17 protein-coding genes and 2 pseudogenes are annotated in these 22,161 nt (G+C 54.5%); 12 read left to right on the plus strand and 7 right to left on the minus strand.

From position 1 onward, the window contains the following. The first annotated feature begins 48 nt into the window (after positions 1–48). The 4 genes and pseudogenes from tamA to P9J57_RS02720 all read left to right on the plus strand — a co-directional run bounded on the left by tamA (position 49) and on the right by P9J57_RS02720 (position 7,718). Positions 49–1,765, plus strand: a pseudogene (gene tamA, locus P9J57_RS02705) (autotransporter assembly complex protein TamA). After that, complete coding sequence (gene tamB, locus P9J57_RS02710; RefSeq protein ID WP_210456315.1) at positions 1,762–5,529, plus strand: autotransporter assembly complex protein TamB; 3,768 nt, start codon at positions 1,762–1,764, stop codon at positions 5,527–5,529. The pseudogene tamA and the gene tamB overlap by 4 nt, the downstream one beginning before the upstream one ends. A 2-nt stretch (positions 5,530–5,531) precedes the next feature. Beyond that, a complete protein-coding gene (locus P9J57_RS02715) occupies positions 5,532–5,888 on the plus strand; it encodes a gamma-glutamylcyclotransferase family protein (RefSeq protein ID WP_013027378.1) in 357 nt (118 codons plus the stop codon). A 348-nt stretch (positions 5,889–6,236) separates the two neighbouring features. After that, a complete protein-coding gene (locus P9J57_RS02720) occupies positions 6,237–7,718 on the plus strand; it encodes a glucosyltransferase domain-containing protein (protein WP_019104901.1) in 1,482 nt (493 codons plus the stop codon). 144 nt (positions 7,719–7,862) lie between these two features. Here the strand turns inward: P9J57_RS02720 and ppa are convergent, their stop codons facing one another. The 3 genes from ppa to P9J57_RS02735 form a co-directional block, all read right to left on the minus strand. Further along, entirely contained in the window at positions 7,863–8,393 is a 531-nt protein-coding gene (ppa, locus tag P9J57_RS02725) for an inorganic diphosphatase (protein WP_013027376.1), read from the minus strand. Positions 8,394–8,493: 100 nt separating this feature from the next. Next, positions 8,494–8,943: a DUF441 domain-containing protein gene (locus P9J57_RS02730; protein WP_019104900.1), complete on the minus strand. Its 450-nt coding sequence runs from the start codon at positions 8,941–8,943 to the stop codon at positions 8,494–8,496. Between the two features lie 60 nt (positions 8,944–9,003). Then, positions 9,004–9,414 carry a lysozyme inhibitor LprI family protein gene (locus tag P9J57_RS02735; protein ID WP_019104899.1) on the minus strand — a complete coding sequence of 137 codons (411 nt, stop codon included), beginning with the start codon at positions 9,412–9,414 and terminating at the stop codon, positions 9,004–9,006. A 179-nt stretch (positions 9,415–9,593) separates the two neighbouring features. On the opposite strand from P9J57_RS02735, the pseudogene P9J57_RS02740 reads away from it, so the two are divergent. Then, positions 9,594–11,152 (plus strand): annotated as a pseudogene (locus tag P9J57_RS02740) (methyl-accepting chemotaxis protein). A gap of 34 nt (positions 11,153–11,186) precedes the next feature. Here P9J57_RS02740 and fbp read toward each other — a convergent pair. Continuing rightward, a complete protein-coding gene (fbp, locus tag P9J57_RS02745; RefSeq protein ID WP_006118345.1) occupies positions 11,187–12,194 on the minus strand; it encodes a class 1 fructose-bisphosphatase in 1,008 nt (335 codons plus the stop codon). A gap of 167 nt (positions 12,195–12,361) precedes the next feature. Between fbp and mpl the strand changes: the two genes are divergently transcribed. Beyond that, positions 12,362–13,717 carry a UDP-N-acetylmuramate:L-alanyl-gamma-D-glutamyl-meso-diaminopimelate ligase gene (gene mpl, locus P9J57_RS02750; protein ID WP_014604911.1) on the plus strand — a complete coding sequence of 452 codons (1,356 nt, stop codon included), beginning with the start codon at positions 12,362–12,364 and terminating at the stop codon, positions 13,715–13,717. A gap of 85 nt (positions 13,718–13,802) precedes the next feature. Here the strand turns inward: mpl and yjgA are convergent, their stop codons facing one another. Beyond that, on the minus strand, positions 13,803–14,348 hold the full coding sequence (yjgA, locus tag P9J57_RS02755; protein ID WP_014594709.1) for a ribosome biogenesis factor YjgA: 546 nt from the start codon (positions 14,346–14,348) through the stop codon (positions 13,803–13,805). Between the two features lie 113 nt (positions 14,349–14,461). Between yjgA and pmbA the strand changes: the two genes are divergently transcribed. Together pmbA and cybC are read left to right on the plus strand one after the other, a co-directional pair. Continuing rightward, complete coding sequence (pmbA, locus tag P9J57_RS02760; RefSeq protein ID WP_013027370.1) at positions 14,462–15,802, plus strand: metalloprotease PmbA; 1,341 nt, start codon at positions 14,462–14,464, stop codon at positions 15,800–15,802. 95 nt (positions 15,803–15,897) lie between these two features. Beyond that, positions 15,898–16,284: a cytochrome b562 gene (gene cybC / locus P9J57_RS02765; protein WP_013027369.1), complete on the plus strand. Its 387-nt coding sequence runs from the start codon at positions 15,898–15,900 to the stop codon at positions 16,282–16,284. A 36-nt stretch (positions 16,285–16,320) separates the two neighbouring features. Here the strand turns inward: cybC and P9J57_RS02770 are convergent, their stop codons facing one another. Both P9J57_RS02770 and P9J57_RS02775 read right to left on the minus strand, forming a co-directional pair. After that, positions 16,321–17,118, minus strand: a complete 798-nt coding sequence (locus P9J57_RS02770; protein ID WP_128391724.1) for a DeoR/GlpR family DNA-binding transcription regulator — start codon at positions 17,116–17,118, stop codon at positions 16,321–16,323. 34 nt (positions 17,119–17,152) lie between these two features. Continuing rightward, positions 17,153–18,049, minus strand: a complete 897-nt coding sequence (locus P9J57_RS02775) for a sugar kinase (RefSeq protein ID WP_013027367.1) — start codon at positions 18,047–18,049, stop codon at positions 17,153–17,155. A gap of 165 nt (positions 18,050–18,214) precedes the next feature. On the opposite strand from P9J57_RS02775, the gene yihU reads away from it, so the two are divergent. The 4 genes from yihU to P9J57_RS02795 are packed head-to-tail and all read left to right on the plus strand — an operon-like array spanning position 18,215 to position 22,147. Beyond that, positions 18,215–19,111: a sulfolactaldehyde 3-reductase gene (gene yihU, locus P9J57_RS02780; protein ID WP_013027366.1), complete on the plus strand. Its 897-nt coding sequence runs from the start codon at positions 18,215–18,217 to the stop codon at positions 19,109–19,111. Positions 19,112–19,134: 23 nt separating this feature from the next. Next, complete coding sequence (gene yihT / locus P9J57_RS02785) at positions 19,135–20,010, plus strand: sulfofructosephosphate aldolase (protein WP_015699437.1); 876 nt, start codon at positions 19,135–19,137, stop codon at positions 20,008–20,010. A gap of 13 nt (positions 20,011–20,023) precedes the next feature. Beyond that, positions 20,024–21,265 carry a sulfoquinovose isomerase gene (gene yihS, locus P9J57_RS02790; RefSeq protein ID WP_022622416.1) on the plus strand — a complete coding sequence of 414 codons (1,242 nt, stop codon included), beginning with the start codon at positions 20,024–20,026 and terminating at the stop codon, positions 21,263–21,265. Between the two features lie 33 nt (positions 21,266–21,298). After that, positions 21,299–22,147, plus strand: coding sequence for an aldose-1-epimerase (locus P9J57_RS02795; protein ID WP_022622417.1), 849 nt, complete (start codon positions 21,299–21,301; stop codon positions 22,145–22,147). The last annotated feature ends 14 nt before the right edge of the window (positions 22,148–22,161 follow it).

The raw sequence follows: 22,161 nt of genomic DNA on the forward strand, positions 1-22,161 counted from the left end.
CAGGCATGACAGACAGGAGTACAGGTGCCACGATTTTATGTTTATTGCATGGCGGGTTTGCTACTCGTCGCGCCCGCCTTCGGGGCAGCGCCGGTTCGACTACAGCTGGAAGGGCTAACCGGAGAACTGCAAAAAAACGTCAGGGCACGCCTGTCGACTATTGGCAGCGATGAAGTCACCAACGATGGCCGCTTTCGCTCCCGCGTATCCGCGGCAATAAAAGAGGGGCTGCGTGCGCTTGGCTATTATGAGCCGGATATCGACTTCGTATCCCGGCCCGCGCCACCTCAGGGCGGCCGTCCGGTGTTAATCGCCCGCGTCACGCCCGGTCAGCCGGTAAAAATTGCGGGCAGTACGATTATCGTCACCGGCCAGGCTAAAAACGATGCGGACTATAAAAACTGGATCGCGCAGGGGCGCCCCAAAGTCGGAACGGTGCTGAATCACGGGCAGTACGACAAATTCAAAAGCGGCTTCACTAACCTTGCCCTCCGTAACGGCTATTTCGACGGTGAGTTTGAGAAAAGCGAGCTGGGCGTTTCCGTTGCGCGCCACGAAGCCTTTTGGGATCTCGATTACAACAGCGGCCCGCGCTATCGTTTTGGCAATGTCAGCTTTGAAGGTTCGCAGATTCGCGAAGCCTATTTGCAAAATTTAGTCCCTTTTAAAGAGGGCGATTACTACAGCTCGCGCGATCTGGCGGAGCTTAACCGCCGTCTTTCTGCGACCGGCTGGTTCCAGTCAGTTGTGGTTGCGCCTGAGTTTAAGCAGGGACGTAAAACCAAAGTCCTGCCCTTGAATGCGGTGGTATCTCCCCGCGCTAAAAACACCATCGAAGCCGGTGTCGGTTATTCAACCGATGTCGGACCGCGCCTGAAAGGAACGTGGAGAAAGCCCTGGGTTAACGATCGCGGTCACAGCATGGTCGCCAGTGCCTATGTTTCTGCCCCCGAGCAGCAGGTCGATCTCAGTTATAAAGTCCCCTTGCTGAAAAGCCCCCTGGAGCAGTACTACACGTTCTCGGGCGGCCTGAAGCGCACCGACCTCAACGATACCAAGGCGGACACCAGTACGCTGGCGGTATCACGTAACTGGGACAGCAGCAGCGGCTGGCAAAGAGCCCTTAATCTGCGCTGGAGCCTGGACCACTTTACACAGGGTAACGTCACTAACACCCACGATGCTGCTCTATCCCGGCGTCAGTCTCAACCGCACCCGTTCGCGCGGGGGCTTAATGCCCACCTGGGGCGACTCGCAGCGTTATTCCGCCGATGTGTCCGATACCACCTGGGGATCGGATGTCGATTTCTTGATCCTGCAGGCGCAAAACGTCTGGATCCGCACACTGGGCGAAAAGAACCGCTTTATCGCGCGCGGCACAGTGGGATGGATTGAAACCAACGACTTCGACAGGGTGCCGCCGGACCTGCGTTTCTTCGCCGGCGGGGATCGCAGCATTCGCGGTTATAAATACAAAAACGTTTCGCCCCGTGACAGTGACGGCAAACTGACCGGGGCCTCAAAAATGGCCACCGGTTCGCTGGAATATCAATACAACGTCAGCGGCAAATGGTGGGGTGCGGTGTTTATTGACTCCGGTGAGGCCGTTAATGACATCAGTCAAAGCAATATCAAAACCGGTGCCGGTATCGGCGTACGCTGGGCATCACCCGTGGGGCCCATTAAGTTTGATATTGCCCGCCCTATTGGCGACAGCGAGGAGCATGGTGTGCAATTTTACGTAGGATTGGGGCCTGAATTATGACGCGCTGGAAAAAGGTCCTGATTGGCTTTTTGATTTTTTTAGTGCTGCTGTTTGCCGGCCTGGCATTTTTGATTGGTACAACGCCGGGATTACATCTGGTGCTGAAGGGCGCTTCGCGCTGGGTGCCGGGGCTATCCATTAACAAAGTGGACGGTGGCTGGCGTAATCTTACCCTCAGTGGATTGCGCTATGAGATGCCTGGCGTCAGCGTGAACGCGGGCAATATCCATCTGGCCGTGGATCTTAACTGCCTGCTGCACTCGTCTGTTTGTGTGAACGATCTTACGCTGAGGGATATCAGCGTGGTGGTCGACAGCAAAAAGATGACGCCCTCCACCGCGCCGCCGGAAGAAGAAAGCGGCAAGACAAACCTCAGCACGCCCTATCCGATCACCCTGCGCCACGTGGGCCTGCACAATATAAAAGTGAAAGTGGATGATACCGCTATTTCGCTGGTGGATTTTACCACCGGCCTGCAGTGGCAGGATCGTGCGCTGACGCTCAATCCCACCCATATTCAAAGCCTGCTGATTGCGCTGCCGAAAGCGGCGCAGGTGGCAAAAGAGCAGGTGGTGCAGCCCAAAATACAGCAGCCGAAGCCCGACGAGAAGCCGCTGGGCGAAACCTTACAGGCGATGTTTGCCAAACCGCTGTTGCCTGAACTGCCCGACTTTCAGCTTCCGCTGGACATTGATGTACAGGACATTGTGGGCGAGCAGTTGCGGATTACTGGGGATACCGATATTACGGTGAGCCGATTGCAGGTGAAGGCAAAAACCCTCGACCGGCATATGCAGTTGCAAACGCTGGCGGTGGATTCAAACCTGGGCAAGCTGAACGGCAGCGGTCAGGCGACGCTGGCCGACAACTGGCCCGTTGATTTGACGCTAAACGGTGACGTGAACGTTGATCCGGTGAAAGGCGAAAAGCTAAATCTGACAGTAAAAGGTGCGATGCGCGACGAGTTGAAACTGGCGCTAACGCTTTCAGGCCCGGTGCGCGCGCAGCTCGATGCCAGCGCCCAGCCCGCCGTTATTGGGCTTCCGCTGGCGCTCAACCTGACCAGTCCGCAGTTACGCTGGCCCCTGACCGGGCCGGTTCAGTATCAGGCCGACGATCTTCACTACCAGTTCAACGGCAAGGCGACTGACTATGTCATGTCGCTCCGTACGTCGGTCAAAGGGGAGTCGGTGCCGCCTGCGACGGTCGCCCTGGAGGGGAAAGGCAACGTTCAGCAGTTCAGTCTGGATAAGCTGCGTGTGGCGGTGTTGCAGGGCAACGTTGACCTGACAGCGCTGGTGGACTGGAGCAAAGCGATCAGCTGGCGCAGTGAGTTGACGCTGGACGGCATCAATACCGCACGCCAGTATCCTGACTGGCCGGCAAAGCTGAACGGCAACATTACCACGCGCGGCAGCCTGTATGGCGGCAGCTGGCAGATCAGCGTACCGCAACTGATGCTAAAAGGTAACGTTAAGCAGAATGCGGTCAGCGCAGAGGGGACCTTAAGGGGCAACAGCTACAACCAATGGGATATCCCCGGTATCAAAATAGCGCTGGGACGCAATCACCTGGAGATAAAAGGCAGTCTGGCAGATAGCCTGAACCTGGATGCCAACGTTGATGCGCCCCGTCTTGATAATGCACTGCCGGGCCTGGGCGGCGTGGTGAAAGGGGATATCAAAGCACGCGGTACGCTGAAAGCGCCACAGTTGCTGGCCGATCTTACCACCACGGGTTTACGCTGGCAGCAACTGCTTGTCCGCCGCATCACCCTGAAAAGCGACGTGCGCTCCAGCGATCAGATCGCCGGTAAACTTCAATTGCGGGTTGAACAGCTAAAACAGGATGCACTCAACATCAGCCTGCTGACGCTCAATGCCGAGGGTGATGAAAAGCAGCACCAGCTCAAACTCAACGTACAGGGTGAGCCGGTATCAGGACAGCTTGCGCTCAACGGCAGCTTTGACCGTCAGACAGAGACGTGGAAAGGCAGCCTTAATAACACGCGTTTTGACACGCCGGTGGGTGAATGGCGCCTGACGCGTGCGATGACCATTGACTATTTTAATCAGAAACAGAGCGCGACGATCGGCCCCCACTGCTGGCAAAACCCCAATGCACAGCTTTGTGTGCCAGAACCGATTGAAGCCGGCCCCAGTGGTCATGCTCACGTGGTGTTAAACCGCTTCGATCTGGCAATGTTGAAACCCTTCCTGACCGATCAAACGCAGCTGAGCGGCGTGTTCAGCGGCGATGCCCGCGTCAACTGGACGGCGGAGGGTAAACTGCCCGTCGGCACGCTGTCGCTGAAGAGTAACAACGTGAAAGTCGCGCAGGATGTGCAGGGCAATACGCTGCCCATCGCCTTTAACACGATTAACGTTAATGCGGCACTGCGGGACGGACGGGCTCAGCTCGACTGGCTGATTCGCATCGTGAATAACGGTCAGCTGGACGGCAATGTGCAGATTACCGATCCGCAGCAGCGCCGTACGCTGGGCGGCAACGTGAATATCCGCAACATCTCCCTGGCGATGATCAACCCGGCGTTGATGCAGGGCGAAAGCATCAAAGGCAATCTGAACAGTAATCTGCGTCTGGGAGGAACGGCACAGCAGCCGCAGATTTTTGGTCAACTCGGCCTCAAAGATGTGAATGTAAAAGGCAACTTCATGCCGGTGGATCTCACCAGTGCCAGCCTGAATATGGTGTTTAACGGCATGAGTTCGACGCTGAATGGCCTGCTTCAGACCGCACAGGGCAACATTAACCTGAGTGGTGATGCGGACTGGAGTCAGTTGGATAACTGGCGTGCGCGCGTTGCCGCTAAAGGCAGTCGGGTTCGCGTCACCGTGCCGCCCATGGTGCGCATGGACGTTTCCCCGGATGTGGTCTTTGAGGCTACGCCAGCCGCCTTTAACCTTGACGGCCGGGTGGATATCCCATGGGCGCGCATCACGGTACAAGAGGTGCCAGAGAGCGCCGTGGGCGTCTCCTCTGACGAGGTGATGCTGGATAAGAACCTCAAACCGATTGAGCCTAAAACCGCCTCAATACCGATTAACAGTAACCTGACCATTCACGTCGGAAACGACGTACGTCTGTCGGCCTTTGGACTAAAAGCCCGGCTCAATGGCGATCTGAAAATGGTGCAGGATAAATCCGGACTGGGGCTTAATGGACAGATCAACATTCCATCCGGCCGTTTCCATGCCTATGGTCAGGACTTGATCGTACGCAAAGGTGAACTGCAGTTTGCAGGCCCGCCAGACCAGCCTTATCTCAACCTGGAGGCGATTCGTAATCCGGATGCAACAGAGGATGGCGTAACCGCAGGATTGCGCGTCACGGGGCTGGCAGACGAGCCAAAAGTAGAAGTGTTCTCCGATCCGGCGATGTCACAGCAGGAAGCCCTTTCATACCTGTTACGGGGTCAGGGACTGAAAAGCGACGGTGACGGTAACGCACTAACTTCGGCGTTAGTCGGCTTAGGGGTTGCACAAAGTGGGCAGGTTGTGGGTAAAATCGGCGAGACGTTCGGTGTAAGTAACCTTGCTCTCGACACCACCGGCGTTGGCGACAGTCAACAGGTGCAGGTCAGCGGCTATGTACTGCCGGGTCTACAAGTAAAATACGGAGTGGGCATTTTTGATTCACTGGCAACGTTAACCTTGCGTTATCGCCTGATGCCCAAACTCTATTTGGAAGCCGTGTCCGGTGTGGATCAGGCTCTTGATTTGCTTTATCAGTTTGAGTTTTAGCAATGCGAATAATTGTCTATGGCAGTTTACGGCGCAAACAGGGAAACAGTCACTGGATGACACACGCGCAATGGTTGGGTGACCATCAGATTGAGGGCTATGAGCTTTACAGTCTCGGTCACTATCCCGGCGTGATTACTGGCGAAGGAACGGTATATTGCGAAGTATACCGAATTGATGCCTCCATCCTCGCCGAGTTAGATGCGCTTCGCACCAAAGGCGGAGAATACAAACGTTTTCTGATTCAGACGCCGTTTGGGAGCGCGTGGCTTTATGTTTATCAACGTTCAGTTTCAGGACGTCAGCGCATTATGAGCGGCGACTGGCTGAAACGTGAAGAGGAGCAGGAAAGCGATTAATTCGTTGGACTCACCAGCCAGTTAAGCTGAATGCCATTCAGATAAAAGGGTTCATGATCTTGATGAACCCTTTTATTCCTGTTTTCAGGCGACTCTCCAGCCTGCCTCATTATCGTGTCTTCACAGGGCTTTTAAGACGAGGCGTAATGTCTTCGGTGTCGTGCGGCCGTAAGCAAGACAGGATTTAATCATGGGCAATTTATGAAAAAGTGTGGAAAGGGCGGTTAATGTCGTTAATGATACAAAACCTTTTCCGGTAAGCTTACGGGCGGGTAAGTGCGTCGCATGAACGCCCGGTTATCACTCACTCAGCGAATGACCGTACAGATATCATCAAAGTGAAGAGTAATGAAAAAAACAATCAATATTTATCTTATCGCTGCTTTTATATTTTCTTTACCGCTGTTACTTGCCAATACTTTTTATATTGATGACAACGGCAGAGCAATAACGGGCAATGCACTCTGGGGGAGAGACGGAAGGCCATTAGCTGACCTGCTAATGAAAGCGCTGTTCCTCAGTTCCCATGTTTCAGATATTTTTCCTTTACCGCTCATTATCACTGCCGTTCTTATCGCTGTGACGTTGGCACACTACCATCATCGCCACTTCACCGCGTCGAAAACCTGGGTTGGCGTGTTAGCCACGCTGAGTTTTTTTGCTAATCCGTATCTGGCTGAAATATTTTCCTATCGTTTTGATGTGCTCACTATCGGTTCTGCGCTCGTGTTGAGCCTGGCCTGGGTATTATTTCCGGTACAAAAAACGATTATCCAGTTCCTGACAGCGGTCTTTGTTCTTCTCGCTATTTATTGCCTTTATCAAATAGCCATCAATATTGCGGTCATGATGGTCTTTGTTGTGGCATTTGGTCAGATGGTGAACAATACGCCGCCGTTACAGATTATTCGCGATCTTGTTCAGCGAGGTGCAGCGTTTCTGGTCGCGTCTGTTATCTACCTTAAGATCCTGTTACCGCGAACCTTCTCTGGTGAGCATGCTGCCAATCATCCCGGTATTGCCAGTAACCAGCTATGGGGAACTCTCTGCAACAATGCGCTGGCCTACTGGCATTTTATTGATGCTACCTTCTATAAAGATGGCAAAGGGATGGCAGTGCTGCTTTCAGTTCTGGTCGTGGCTGTCGTGTCCGCAGCAATAATTGCCCTACGCTATGTACAACAACAGCGTAATCCCATCCGTATTATGGTTGCCATACTGGCGCTGCTGTTCCCCTTCGCTGCCTTCGTGATTATTCCGGGGAGTCTGCTTATTTTACAGAATCCCCTTCTTGCTCCTCGGGTGATGCTGGCAGTGAGTGGGTTTATGCTGTTCAGTGCAACATTACTGGCATGGGCAATGAAGGGAAAAGGCGCCTTCGTCAACGTCATTATCGCGATTCCTTTGCTCTATGCATTTACGGGCATATATGTGTACGGTAATGCGGTTCATCAACAGGACGTAATTAATGCCGGGATTACGAATCAGTTAAAACGGGACACGAATGCATTGTCTGTGGGAGCGCTCTATATGCAGTTTAACGGGACCGCGCCTCGTTCACCTGTCTATCTCAATTCTCTTAATAATTATCCTGTGCTCAGTGCGCTGATTCCTGAATATTTTGCCAACTGGTGGTTTCCGTTTCCCTATATGGCAATAAGAGGTTTTAAAGCGTCCAATCCCATACAGGACGATATTACGGTAAGCCATGAGGATGTGGTCATGTCGATGTGCCATGGAGAACGCATTGCTCATAATCAGGACTATGACCTGTATAAGTATCGCGATCGTTTAACCGTCGATTTCACATTAAAGGGATGCCAGCACTAACAGGCGGCCAGCCCGCAACGAAGCAACATAATAACGACAAAAAAATACAGGCCCGTAGCAGGGCCTGTATGTATGACAAAGGAAAACGTCGTTTGCCTTTTGTCCTGTGCTGAAAAGCGGTAGGGCGTTTCAGCTCAAGGGGATTTATTTCTTCGCCGCACGCTCGAAAGAAGAGATGATCTCAGCTTTCGCTGCTTCAGCGTTATCCCAGCCGTCAACCTTAACCCATTTGCCTTTTTCCAGATCTTTGTAGTGCTCAAAGAAATGGGTGATCTGCGCACGCAGCAGCTCTGGCAGGTCGTTCACATCTTTAATGTGATCGTATTCTTTGGTGAGCTTGGTATGCGGAACGGCAACCAGCTTGGCATCTTCACCTGACTCGTCGGTCATTTTTAATACGCCAACCGGGCGGCAACGGATCACTGAGCCTGGCTCCAGTGGGTACTGGGTAGGGACCAGCACGTCTACCGGATCGCCATCCAGTGACAGGGTATGGTTGATGTAACCATAGTTGCACGGATAGAACATCGCAGTGGACATGAAGCGATCTACAAACAGGGCTCCAGAATCTTTATCAACTTCATATTTGATCGGATCGGCATTGGCCGGGATCTCAATAATTACGTAGATATCTTCTGGCAGGTCTTTACCTGCTGGCACCTGGTTCAAACTCATCGGGAATTCCTTCAGTCGTCGTGTGTTGAGTGTTGGCTATTATAGCCAACTGACTGTGAAAGTACGCCCCCTTTTTGGCGTTTCGGAATGCTCCTCAACGCTATTTGGCCGTGATGAACAGGGAAACAATGCCCGCAGCAATCAATGGCCCTACCGGGACGCCGCGGAAAAACGCTACACCAATCACCGTGCCCATCAACAACCCGCCAATGACCGAAGGTTGCACGCTCATATAGCTGACGCCACGGCCGCCCAGCCAGGCGACAAAAATACCCACCAGCACCGCCACAATGGATTGCCAACTGGCAAAGGACTTAACCAGGGAGGAGGCGGGCAACGAACCGCTGGCGAGCGGGGCCATGACCGCCACCGTAAGGATGATAATGCCTATCGTAATGCCCTGTTTTTCCACGTAAGGGAAGAACTGCGCCAACGGGGTCAGTTTGATGGCCAGCAGAATCAATATAGAAAGGGTGACGGCGGTGTTGTGGACAAAATAGCTCAGTATGGCAAGGCCGATTAATATCAGCGTAGAGGCATAAGCAGCCATGATTTTTCCCTGCAGGTAAAAGACAACATTGGCAAAAAGCCAACAACGGACTGACATTAATCAACAATCGTCGGGGTTAGCGCAACTGCCATTGGCCAAAGATTGCAGTTGTAACGTTTGATTGCGTACCAGGGCTGTACTCTGCGCCGCCAGCGCAACGGGACCAAGGGTGCCCTGCGTATTCAGTTGGCTGCGGCTCGCCGCTAACCATGCCTCACGGTATTTCATCCATGCGCGCTGTGCGGCACGCAGTTTTTCTCTGGGCTGTCCGCTTAATTTTTTCATCAATGCACTGTACTGCGTGTTCATTTCCGTGTCCCATTCCTGGGTCGCCGCATCCTGGCATTGCATCAAGGCCAGCGTGGTATCAGCTTGATTAAGGCATTGATTTAATGTGACATCAATAGTGGACTGCTCCGCAACTGCTGCGTTGCAGCTGAAGAGTAACAGCAACACCCATCCTCTTTTCATGGATTTCCCCTTTTGTTTTTTTAACACAATACCTTCAGATTCATTAACAGATTAGCGGTAATGAATGGGTTAATCATTCACTGGCGTTAAAGTTTACGAATCGCAGTGCCGATACTTTCTCCGTTTAAGGGTTGTCGAAATTTTTTTCGCCTTTTACTACTCATACGGAAACGATCAAGATGAAACAGTTATCACTACGCACGGGGTTGCTGGCGTTGCTGGCATTCATGACACTGCTGCTGTTGGCGGTGAGTGTGATGGGCATTGTGGCCATTAATAAAGGTAACCGTTCTTTGGATGTGATCAACCGCATTCAGGGAATCGAGTTAAACAGCTTGTATCAAAGTAATGCCGATTTAATGCGCGCACGGGCCAGTGCTGCGCTGGCGGTGCGTAAAATTGAGATTGGTTTACTGGATGAGGGCGCGCAGGTCACCAAAACGGCGCAGGCTGATGTCGCGGCATCGCAGCAGAATCTTAAGCGATTTGTCGATGCCGGTACCGTGACCGCTGAAGGGAAAATTATGGCCGATGCCATCGCATCCAGCTATAAGGACTACCTCGATCAGGGCATCCTGCCAATGATGAAGGCGCTGGATAAACAGTACAACGATGAATACTACCAGCTGCTGGAAGGCAAGCTGGAGCCGCTTTCGGCGAAATACAGCAAAGCGGTAGAAACCTTCGGTAAAAAAGCCGATGAGATTACCCAGGCGCAATTAGTTGAAGCCCAGCGCAATGAAATCATGATGAAAGTGCTGATAGCCGTGGCCGTCGGACTCTCGTTGTTGCCTGGTGCTGGCCCTGGATGCTGTTGCGCCGCATGCTGCTGATTCCGCTAAACAACGCGATCATCCATCTTGAGCAGATTGCGGCGGGCGATTTGTCCCAGACGTTGCCGCTGGCGGGCAATAATGAGCTGGGGCGCCTGAACAATGCGCTGGCGGGCATGCAGCATGCGTTGCGCGAATCGGTTAATCAGGTGCGCGAAGCCGGCCTGAAAATTGACATCGGTAGCCGTGAACTGGCCGCCGGCAATGTCCATCTTTCCCAACGTACCGAAGAGTCAGCGGCATCGCTGGAGCAAACGGCGGCCAGCATGGAGCAGCTAACCGCAACGGTCCGTCTTAACGCCAGCAATGCCCAGCAGGCCCATCAGCTGGCTAACGCCGTGTCTGACAGTGCCGATCGCGGCGCAGAGGTGGTGAATTATGTTATGGAAAAAATGCATGAAATCACCGACAGCGCTAACCGTATCGGCGATATCCTGAGCGTCATTGACGGCATTGCTTTCCAGACCAATATCCTGGCACTGAACGCGGCGGTGGAAGCGGCACGGGCCGGAGAGCAGGGGCGCGGATTTGCCGTGGTCGCCAATGAGGTTCGTACGCTGGCACAGCGCAGTGCCAGTGCGGCGAAAGAGATCCGTACGCTGATCGGTGATTCACAAACGCGCGTCAAAGAGGGCAGTGAAATGGCGACGCGTGCGGGCGAAACAATGGATGAGATTGCCGCTGAAGTTATGCGGGTTACGGCCCTGATGAAAGAGATTTCCATGGCGTCAGAAGAGCAGAGCCGGGGAATCGATCAGGTGAATCACGCGGTCACGCAGATGGATGAAGCGGCGCAGCAGAACGCGGCGCTGGTAGAACAGGCAACGGCGGCGACCCATTCACTGGAGTCGCAATCCGAGCAGCTCCAGGCGGCGATGGCGCAGTTCAGGCTGCAGCAGTCGTAACGCAAAAAGGGCGCGTCACGCGCGCCCTTGATGTTTAGCCCTGACGGCACTCGGGGAATTCAGCCAGGAAACGCTCTACGTCGTCAACCATGGCGGTGTTACCGCAGTAGAACGGACAGCGTTGGTGCAGCGTGACCGGGGGAATATCCAGGATACGGTTCTGACCGTCGCTGGCTTTACCGCCGGCCTGCTCCGCCAGGAAAGCCATAGGGTTGCACTCATACAGCAGGCGCAGCTTGCCTTTTGGATGGCTGGCGGTGCTGGGATAAAGATAAATGCCGCCCTTCAGCAGGTTACGGTGAAAATCCGCGACCAGAGAGCCGATATAGCGTGATGTGTAAGGACGGTGCGTCGCCACATCCTCTTCCTGACAGAATTTCAGGTACTTTTTCACGCCCTGTGGGAAACGAATGTAGTTACCTTCGTTAATGGAATAGGTGTAACCCACTTCCGGATAGGTCATGCGTTCATGGCTGAGGCAGAACACGCCCAGAGAGGGATCATAGGTAAACGCATGGACGCCACAGCCGGTGGTGTACACCATCATGGTGGATGAGCCATAAACGACGTAACCGGCGGCAACCTGTTTGTTGCCTGGCTGCATGAAGTCGGCTTCGACAACTGGCGTACCCGGCTCGCTGACGCGGCGATAGATGGAGAAAATGGTGCCGACGGAGACGTTAACATCGATGTTCGACGAACCGTCGAGCGGGTCCATCAATACGACGTATTTTCCGTTTTCCTCGCCTTCAAAGATAACAAACTCATCTTCTTCTTCAGAAGCGATACCGGCAACAATGCCGCGTGCTTTCAGTGCGGCTTTGAGTTTTTCGTTGGCGAACAGATCCAGTTTCATCTGCTGTTCACCCTGAACATTCTCAACGCCGCTGGCACCAAGAATATCGACTAAGCCGGCTTTGTTGATATCACGGTGAATAATTTTAGCACCCAGCTTAATGGCTGAGATAAGTGCCGTCAGTTCACCTGTGGCGTGCGGAAAGTCGTGTTGCTTCTCGACGATAAATTCGCCCAACGTTTTCATAACACATTCCCTGAATCATCGATGGAGTGGCAGCGGCATACTTAACTGCCCGTGGATGCGTACGCAGTTTAGCCGATTGAACTTTAAAAACCATAGTCCTAATCCGTTTCTTCCGTGTGCAAGCGAGGTTACACTGTGCGCCGAACTTTTGAGTTATGGACCTCGTTATGCGCATTCACATCCTCGGGATATGTGGCACTTTTATGGGCGGACTGGCTATGCTGGCCCGCTCCCTTGGTCATCAGGTGACAGGCTCTGACGCCAATGTCTATCCACCGATGAGCACGTTGCTTGAGCAGCAAGGCATTGAATTAACAGAGGGTTACGATGCGAGCCAGCTTGAGCCCGTACCGGACCTGGTCATTATTGGCAACGCCATGACGCGCGGTAACCCCTGCGTGGAAGCGGTACTGGAACGCAACATTCCTTACCTCTCTGGCCCCCAATGGCTGCACGATTTTGTGCTGCGCGATCGCTGGGTGCTGGCCGTGGCGGGCACGCACGGTAAAACCACCACAGCAGGCATGGCAGCGTGGATTCTGGAAGCCTGCGGCCTGGAACCTGGCTTTATTATTGGTGGCGTACCCGGTAACTTCGATGTTTCTGCAAAATTAGGAAAAAGCCCATTCTTTGTCATTGAGGCTGATGAATACGACTGCGCGTTTTTCGACAAGCGCTCGAAATTCGTCCATTACTGCCCACGTACGCTGATTCTGAATAATCTTGAATTCGATCATGCCGATATTTTTGACGATCTGCGGGCCATCCAGAAACAGTTTCATCATCTGGTACGCATTGTGCCGGGTCAGGGCAAGATCCTGCTGCCAGAGCACGATCATAACCTGAAGCAGGTGATGGCAATGGGCTGCTGGAGCGAACAGGAGCATGTGGGCGACGGCGGTCACTGGCAGGCGAAGAAGCTGACGCCGGATGCCTCCCGCTGGGAAGTGCTGCTGGCGGGTGAAAAAGTGGGCGAGGTGAACTGGGGACTGGTAGGCGAGCACAACATGCACAATGGGCTGATGGCGATTGCGGCAGCGCGCCATGTCGGCGTAAAACCTGAGGACGCAAGCCAGGCGCTGGACAGCTTTATTAATGCCCGTCGCCGTCTTGAGCTGCGCGGTGAGGTCAACGGCATCAAGATCTATGATGATTTTGCCCACCACCCGACGGCGATTCTGGCCACGCTGAGCGCACTGCGCAGTAAAGTGGGCGGCACCGCGCGCATTCTGGCGGTGCTGGAGCCGCGTTCAAACACCATGAAAATGGGCGTGAATAAAAATGAGCTGGCGCCGTCGCTGGCGCGCGCAGACGAAGTGTTCCTGTTCCAGCCGAGCCATATTCCGTGGCAGGTCGCGGACGTCGCAGAAGCCTGCATGCAGCCCGCTCACTGCAGCGCGGATATCGATACGCTGGTAGAGACGATCGCGAAAACGGCCCAGCCGGGCGATTCCATCCTGGTCATGAGTAACGGGGGCTTTGGTGGGATTCATCAGAAGCTGCTGGATCGTCTGGCGCGCTGATCACTAGCGGACCCGTTCCTCTCCCTCAGACGGGAGAAGAAAACCCTGCGGCTGGGCGCTGCTCAGCCGCAAATCAGCGGAAAGGTCAGACGGTTTCGGCTAACTCACGCAGATACTGAAAAATCTGACGGGCAGATTTTGGCGGTTTGTTACCGGCTTTTTCCTTCTGCGCATTACGGATCATGCTACGCAGCTGCTGGCGATCGGCCTGCGGATAAAGGGCGATCACGTCCGCCATCGCCTCATCACCCTCATCAATCAGACGATCGCGCAGCATTTCCAGTTTATGGAACAGGGCGACCTGCTGGTTGTGACGGTTCTTGAGTTTGTCGAGTGCGATGCGGATCGGCTCAACATCCATACTGCGCAACAGTTTACCGATAAGCTGTAACTGACGGCGGCGACCTTCTTTCTTGATGCGCTGTGCCAGTTCAATCTCGTTACGTAAACGCTCGTCCAGCGGAATTTTATCCAGAGAGTTTTTACCCAGATCGACCAGCTCGGCACCCAGGCGTTTCAGCTCTTCAGCATCACGTTTTATTTCGCTCTTACTAACCCAAATAATCTCTTCATCTTCTTCTTCGTGATTATCGGGTACATCGTCGAGCCACTCATCAGGCTGCTTAGTCATATCTGGCTCCAAAAAAAAGAGGCTAATCCTACCAGTTTATCGGGTGACTGCGAAATTGTTCTCTGACTCTGATAGACTCAAATTATTCAACCATAAGATTAGACGGCAGGTCGATGAACGTATCAACTCAAGTTGCAGAACAGCGAACAGCACTGGAACAGGCAATTGCGCAGGCGCTTGAACTGGCAAAAGCAAGTACGGATGGCGCGGAAGTCGCGGTGAGCAAGACGACCGGTATTGGTGTGAGTACCCGCTACGGCGAGGTAGAAAACGTTGAGTTCAACAGCGACGGCGCACTGGGTATTACCGTTTATCATCAAAACCGTAAAGGCAGTGCTTCATCGACCGATCTCAGCCCGGACGCGATTAAACGGACTGTGCAGGCGGCGATCGATATTGCACGCTATACGTCACCCGATCCTTTTGCCGGACCGGCGGATGCAGAATTACTGGCTTATGAGGCTCCGGATCTCGATCTTTACCATCCGTGGGAGATCGATGCCGATCACGCCATCAAACTGGCGGCCCAGGCAGAACAGGCGGCGCTGCAGGCGGACAAACGCATCACCAACACCGAAGGCGGCAGCTTTAACAGCCACATCGGGATTAAAGTCTTCGGCAACAGCCACGGCATGTTACAGAGCTACTGCTCCAGCCGCCACTCGCTTTCCAGCTGCGTGATTGCTGAGCAGGACGGCAATATGGAGCGTGACTATGCTTACACCATCGGCCGGGCAATCGACGATTTAAAAAGCCCGGACTGGGTCGGCGCAGAATGCGCGCGCCGTACGCTGTCGCGTCTTGCGCCACGCAAGCTCGACACCATGAAAGCGCCGGTGATCTTTGCCCCCGAAGTGGCAACGGGTCTGTTCGGTCACCTGGTGGGCGCCATCAGCGGTAGCAGCGTATATCGGAAATCCACCTTCTTGCTGGATGCCATGGGCAAACAGATTTTGCCTGAGTGGCTGACCATTCAGGAGCAGCCGCACTTGTTGAAAGGTTTAGCGTCAACGCCGTTTGACAGCGAAGGCGTTCGCACCCAGGCTCGCGACATTATCAAAGATGGCGTGCTGCAAACCTGGCTGATGACCAGCTATTCGGCGCGCAAGCTGGGCCTGACCAGCACCGGCCACGCGGGCGGTATCCACAACTGGCGCATCGCCGGTCAGGGGCACAGCTTCGACGCTATGCTGAAGCAGATGGGCACCGGCCTGGTGGTGACAGAACTGATGGGGCAGGGCGTCAGTGCGATCACGGGCGACTACTCACGTGGCGCAGCCGGTTTCTGGGTAGAAAACGGTGAAATCCAGTATCCGGTAAGCGAAATTACTATCGCCGGTAACTTAGGCGACATGTGGCGGAACATTGTCACCGTGGGCGATGACATTGAAACCCGTAGCAATATTCAGTGCGGTTCGGTCTTACTCCCCGAAATGTATATTGCCGGACAGTAAAATCTCTTTTAAGTTGTTTATGCGATAGCAAGCGGAGGGCATCGACCCTCCGTTTTTTTATAAAAAGCATTCCCACAATAAAAAGGAAGCTGAGCATGCGTAAAGAGCTTATGTCGTTGTTAGCTGTAGCCGTGTTATCCGTGAGCGTGACCGCCGGTGCTGCCTCTCTTGAGCACGATATGAAAGATATGTCGGGTATCTATAAGTCACTGGACGGGGCGAAAAGCGCCGACCAGTTGCACAAGATGTTAAGTGATTTGCGTGCTAAAGCAGAGGATGCCAAAAAAGGCACGCCGGACAAGCTGGAAGGCAAAGCCCCGGACAGCCCGGAAATGAAAGACTTTCACAAAGGTATGGATGACCTGATCGCCCAGATTGATAAAGCGGATGCGCTGGCTAAGCAGGGTAAACTGGATGAAGCCAAAGCAGAAGCGCAAAAGCTGGCGGCTATCCGTAACGAAAACCACAAGAAGTTCCGCTAATTTTACCGATAACCCCGGCTTGCCGGGGTTAATTGCTCAGGGCTCTTCATCGTCGCCTGGCGTCGCCTGAATGATTTCCACCTGATGCGCTTTAAGCACGTTCTGCAACGCCGTTGCCGGCAACCGATCTGTAAACAGGGCGGTCGCCTGGGTAACGCTGCCCATTTCTACCGCTGCCGATGCCTGAAACTTGGTGTGGTCTGCCGCTAACAAAATATGACGCGCATGCGCCATCATGGTTTGCGCCACGGCGGCCTCGTTAACATCAAATTCCAGTAGCGCCCCATCGCTCTCAATGGCGCCCATGCTGGTAACCAGATAATCTGCCCGAAAACTGGCCACAAACGCGGACGTGACCGGGCCAATAATGCCACCGTTGTGGGCGCGCAGCGTGCCGCCGGGCACCATCACTTCAAACTGTGGGCATTTATACAGAATATGGGCGACACGAAGGCTGTTGGTAATAATGCGCAGATGTTTATGGTTTGCCAGCGCCCGGGCGACGTGTTCAACCGTAGTGCCAATAGTGATAAATACCGTTGATCCATCGGGAATATAGTCCGCAATGGCTTCCGCAATCGCACGTTTTTCTTCGGTCTGTGAGACTTCGCGCTGTTCAAAAGCGGTGTTCACTACGCTGGATGCACGGCCCGCACCACCATGATGACGCGTGATTAATCCCTGATCGCTGAGTTTACGAATATCGCGCCTGACCGTTTGTGTGGAAACGTCGAGCAGCAAGGCGAGTTCATCAATATTCATGTAGCCACGTTCAGCGATCAGCCTGAGCAAACGATCGTGGCGAGGATTACCGGTTACGTCCGTGAGGATCATGGATTGTTCTCTGAATACCACCATGGCACACAGTTTATACATTTACCGACATAAAAGAACAGGTTTGATCATAATCAGGGATCCCGTCTCGCCCGCCCGGTCGCGTACATTTTAGCGCCGCGACCGCACTGGCAAAGCGCACGGCCTCTGTGACAGAGCCCTTCTGCGCCAGTTTCACGGCCAGCCCCCCGTGGAAGACGTCGCCCGCGCCGGTGGTATCGACGACCTGTACCTCAAAGGCGGGCTGATGCTGGAGCGTGCCGGCGTCCAGCCAGACGCAGCCCTGAGCGCCCTGGGTAACATAGACATGACCATTTGTGAGCATTTGTGCTTTTTTTAACGCCGCCGTTTCCCCCTCCAGCCCGGTTAAGCGCTGTAAACCCGGCGCTGAAAATGCCGCATGATCGCTTAACGCCACCAGCTCCCCAATGTCCTGCGGGGTCACATCCCCATCCAGAATGGTGGGAACGCCCTGTTGGCGGGCCAGGGTAAACGCGCACTTGGCACCCTGGTGCCAGCGAACATCTGCCAGCACCGCATCCCATTGTGAGAAGTCGATCTCTGTTAGCCAGTCTGCGCATTCTGCTAAGTCCGGGCTAGGGTAGTTGGCAATCATCCGTTCCCCCTCGGCATCCACCAGAATCGCGGATTGTGAAGAGCGGGCGGCCTCAAAAACCTTAGTATATCGGGTCTTTACGCCGTACTCATTTAACTCAGACAGCAGTCTCTTCCCTGTGTCATCGTCACCAACCCGACCAATAAAATCCACCTCTGCACCCAGTTTAGCTGCGGCAACGGCCGCTGTAGCAGCCGGACCACCGCCGACTTCCCGATAGTTGTTTGCCACATATTTTCCGCTCTGAGACGGCAAGGTATCCAGATACCAAATGCGATCTAATACGGTGATCCCTACACAAGCAATACGCGTCATAACGCTTCCTCACATTTTGTTGGTGTTGTCATTTTAATTTCATCAAATGTTTTAAAAGTGACACCTGTCAATTTTTTGACCATAAATTACAAATATGATCTAAAACAGACAGTAAAAGTCGTCTGTAGTGACAAAATATGACAATAACGGGGTTGGGAGAGCGGTATGTCGGTAATTGCGTTTATTGGATTGGGACAAATGGGCGCGCCGATGGCGAGCAATCTGCTGAAGCAGGGCCATCAGCTCAACGTCTTTGATGTGGATCCTCAGGCCGTCGCGCGTCTGGTTGATAAGGGCGCCCGGGCGAGCGTTTCTGCTGCGGAGGCGGCAACCGGGGCCGAGTTTGTTATCACCATGCTGCCCAACGGCGAGTTAGTGCGTTCCGTACTGCTTGGCGACAAAGGTGTGTGTAGCACGCTGGCATCCACTGCGCTGGTGATTGATATGTCCACGATCCATCCGCTGCAAACCGATCGGCTGATCGGTGAGATGGCCGCTCGCGGTTTCAGCATGATGGACGTGCCCGTCGGCCGCACGTCAGACCATGCGATAGCCGGTTCACTGCTGCTACTGGCAGGCGGCACGCCGCAACAGGTTGCACGAGCAAAACCCGTGCTTATGGCGATGGGCAATGAGCTGGTCGTGGCAGGCGGCCCCGGTATGGGGATTCGCGTCAAGCTGATCAACAACTACATGAGCATCGCCCTGAATGCCCTCTCGGCGGAAGCGGCGGTGCTGTGTGAAGGTCTGGGGCTGTCGTTTGACGTGGCGTTGCAGGTGATGAACGGCACGCCTGCGGGCAAAGGGCATTTCACCACGACCTGGCCTGACAAGGTACTGAAAGGGGATCGCTCACCGGCCTTCATGATCGATCTGGCGCATAAGGACCTGGGGATTGCGCTGGATGTTGCCAACCAGCTGCATGTACCGATGCCGCTCGGGGCTGCCTCACGTGAAGTTTACAACCAGGCCCGCGCTGCCGGACGCGGACGCGAGGACTGGACCGCCATCCTTGAACATGTTCGCGCCAGCGCGGGCCTAATTTCTCCCCACACAGTGTGACGCTTAATTCAGAGGAAAGAAGCATGACTCATTACACCCTTAAAGACATCACCCGACCTTCAGGTGGTTTCGCCATGCTCGCAGTCGATCAGCGTGAGGCCATGCGTTTGATGTTCGCGGCCGCTGGCGCGTCACTACCCGTCAGCGATCGCGTGCTGACCGAGTTTAAAGTCAATGCCGCCAGCGTGTTATCGCCCTATGCCTCGGCGATCCTGATTGATCAACAGTTTTGTTTCCCGCACATCGTCGAACGGCAAGCGGTTGCCCCCGGCTGCGGCCTTATCGTCGCGGCGGATGAATTTATTCCGGGCAATGGCATTCCGGTGGACAGCGTGGCGATCGATAACAACGTCGATCCGGTGGCGATGAAGCGTGACGGCGCGAAGGCGCTGAAGCTGCTGGTGCTGTGGCGCAGCGATGAAGATCCGCAGCAACGTCTCGACATGGTTAAGGCCTTCAACACCCGCTGCCACCGCCATGGCCTGCTCAGCATTATCGAACCGGTAGTCAGGCCACCGCGCCGTGGCGATCGCTTTGATCGCGAGCAGGCGATCCTGGACGCGGCCACAGAATTGGGCAACAGCGGCGCGGATCTCTACAAGGTGGAAATGCCCCTGTACGGCAAAGGTACACAGTCGGATCTGCTGGCGGCCGCGCAAAAGCTCAACGATCGGATCGCGATGCCGTGGGTCATTCTCTCGTCCGGCATTGATGAAAAATTATTCCCGCGCGCCGTGCGGGTGGCGATGCAGGCGGGCGCATCGGGCTTCCTGGCCGGGCGAGCCGTCTGGTCTTCCGTCATTGGCTTACCGGATACCGACCTGATGTTGCGGGATGTCTCCGTCCCCAGGCTGCAACGGCTGGGTGAGATCGTAGATGAAATGATGGCTAAACGCTAAGAGGGCAACGCAAATGAAATGGTTTAACACGCTGAGTCATAACCGCTGGCTCGAACAGGAAACGGACAGGATTCTCGACTTTGGTAAAAACGCAGCGGTCGCCACCGGATTTGGCTGGCTGGGGAATACCGGGCAGGTAAAACCCGAGATGGGCACGCACCTGTGGATTACCGCACGCATGCTGCATGTCTATGCCGTTGCGGCCTCGATGGGACGGCCGGGAGCTTATCAACTGGTCGATCACGGCATTAACGCCCTGAATGGTGCGCTGCGCGATAAACAGTACGGCGGCTGGTATGCCTGCGTAAACGATGAAGGCGTCGTTGATGCGTCCAAACAGGGTTATCAGCACTTTTTCGTGTTGCTGGGCGCGGCCAGTGCGGTCACTACGGGGCATCCTGCCGCCCGCCAGCTGCTGGATGACGCGATCGACGTGATCGATCGCTACTTCTGGAGTGAAGACGAACAGATGTGCCTGGAGTCCTGGGATGAAGCCTTTAGCAAGACAGAAGACTACCGCGGCGGCAATGCCAATATGCACGCCGTTGAAGCCTTCCTGATTGTCTATGACGTCACGCACGACAAGAAATGGCTGGATCGCGCGCTGCGTGTCACCTCGGTGATTATTCACGACGTCGCGCGCAACGGTGAGTACCGCGTCAATGAACACTTCGACACTGACTGGAACCCATTACGCGATTACAACAAAGAGAATCCCGCTCACCGCTTCCGGGCTTATGGCGGCACGCCCGGACACTGGATTGAATGGGGACGTCTGATGCTGCATCTGCATGCTGCGCTGGAAGCGCGCTTCGAAACGCCGCCGGCCTGGCTTATTGAAGATGCGAAAGGCTTATTCCACGCCACTATCCGCGATGCCTGGGCGCCCGATGGCGCAGACGGGTTTGTTTACACCGTGGACTGGGATGGCAAGCCCGTAGTGAGTGAAAGAGTGCGCTGGCCCGTGGTTGAGGCAATGGGCACGGCTTACGCCCTGCATACGGTCACTGGCGAGGCGCAATACGAAGCCTGGTACCAGAAATGGTGGGATTACTGCATCACTTACATGATGGATTTCGAGAATGGCTCATGGTGGCAAGAGCTGGATTGCGAAAACAAGGTGACCACCAAAGTGTGGGACGGCAAACAGGATATCTATCATCTGCTGCATTGCCTGGTGATCCCGCGCCTTCCTCTGGCACCGGGGCTGGCACCCGCCGTAGCGGCAGGATTACTGGACTGTAATGCGAAATAACCCCTGAAAAACAGACTAACGGGAGTACCAGCTATGCACAGCAGCGGACAAACCCTTGTTCTTCACGCTGGAGAATATCAGGCAAAAATCGTCACCGTAGGCGCTGGCCTGGCTGAGCTGACGCACGCGGGCCGCCATCTGGTGCTCCCACATCCTCCGGAGGCAATGCCGCTGGCGCATATGGGCAAAGTCCTGATTCCCTGGCCGAATCGCGTCGCGAAAGGAACCTGGAAACATAACGGCAAGCTGCTTCAGCTACCCATCAATGACCACGAAGGCGTTACCGCCATTCACGGCTTATTGGCCTGGCGTGACTGGCAGATCGCCAAACACACCGACAGCGAGGCGACCTTAACGGTTTTCCTGCCGCCCATTTACGGCTATCCGTTTGCGTTGCTATCGGCAGTGACTTACCGGCTTGATGCCGCACAGGGCCTGCAGGTCAGTATCAGCAGCCAGAACGTAGGCGATCAACCCGCGCCCTACGGTGTCGGTTCGCATCCTTATCTGACCTGCAACATGACCCTAGTGGATCACTGCCTGCTTACGCTACCGGCCGCGATTGCAGAAGGGGATTTTCTTACCCCGCGTCGGTTGGCGTCGACGCAGATCGACTGCAGTGTTAACACCCGCGCAGCCGGACGCGAATGGGAGGTGAGATTAACTTGTCCACAGCAGGCACTTTCGGTTTTTTTACGCAGCGATCAACCCTGGTTGCAAATTTACAGCGGCGAAAAACTTGGCCGCACGGGATTGGCAGCCGAGCCAATGAGTTGTCCACCTGACGCGTTCAATTCTGGCATTGATGTGATTTTTCTTGCGCCACAGGCGCGCCATCTCATGACGTTCACGATTGGCTGTGACCAGCACGAATCACGCTAAACCTTATTTTTTTA

The organism is Pantoea sp. nfd-35 (assembly GCF_056892255.1).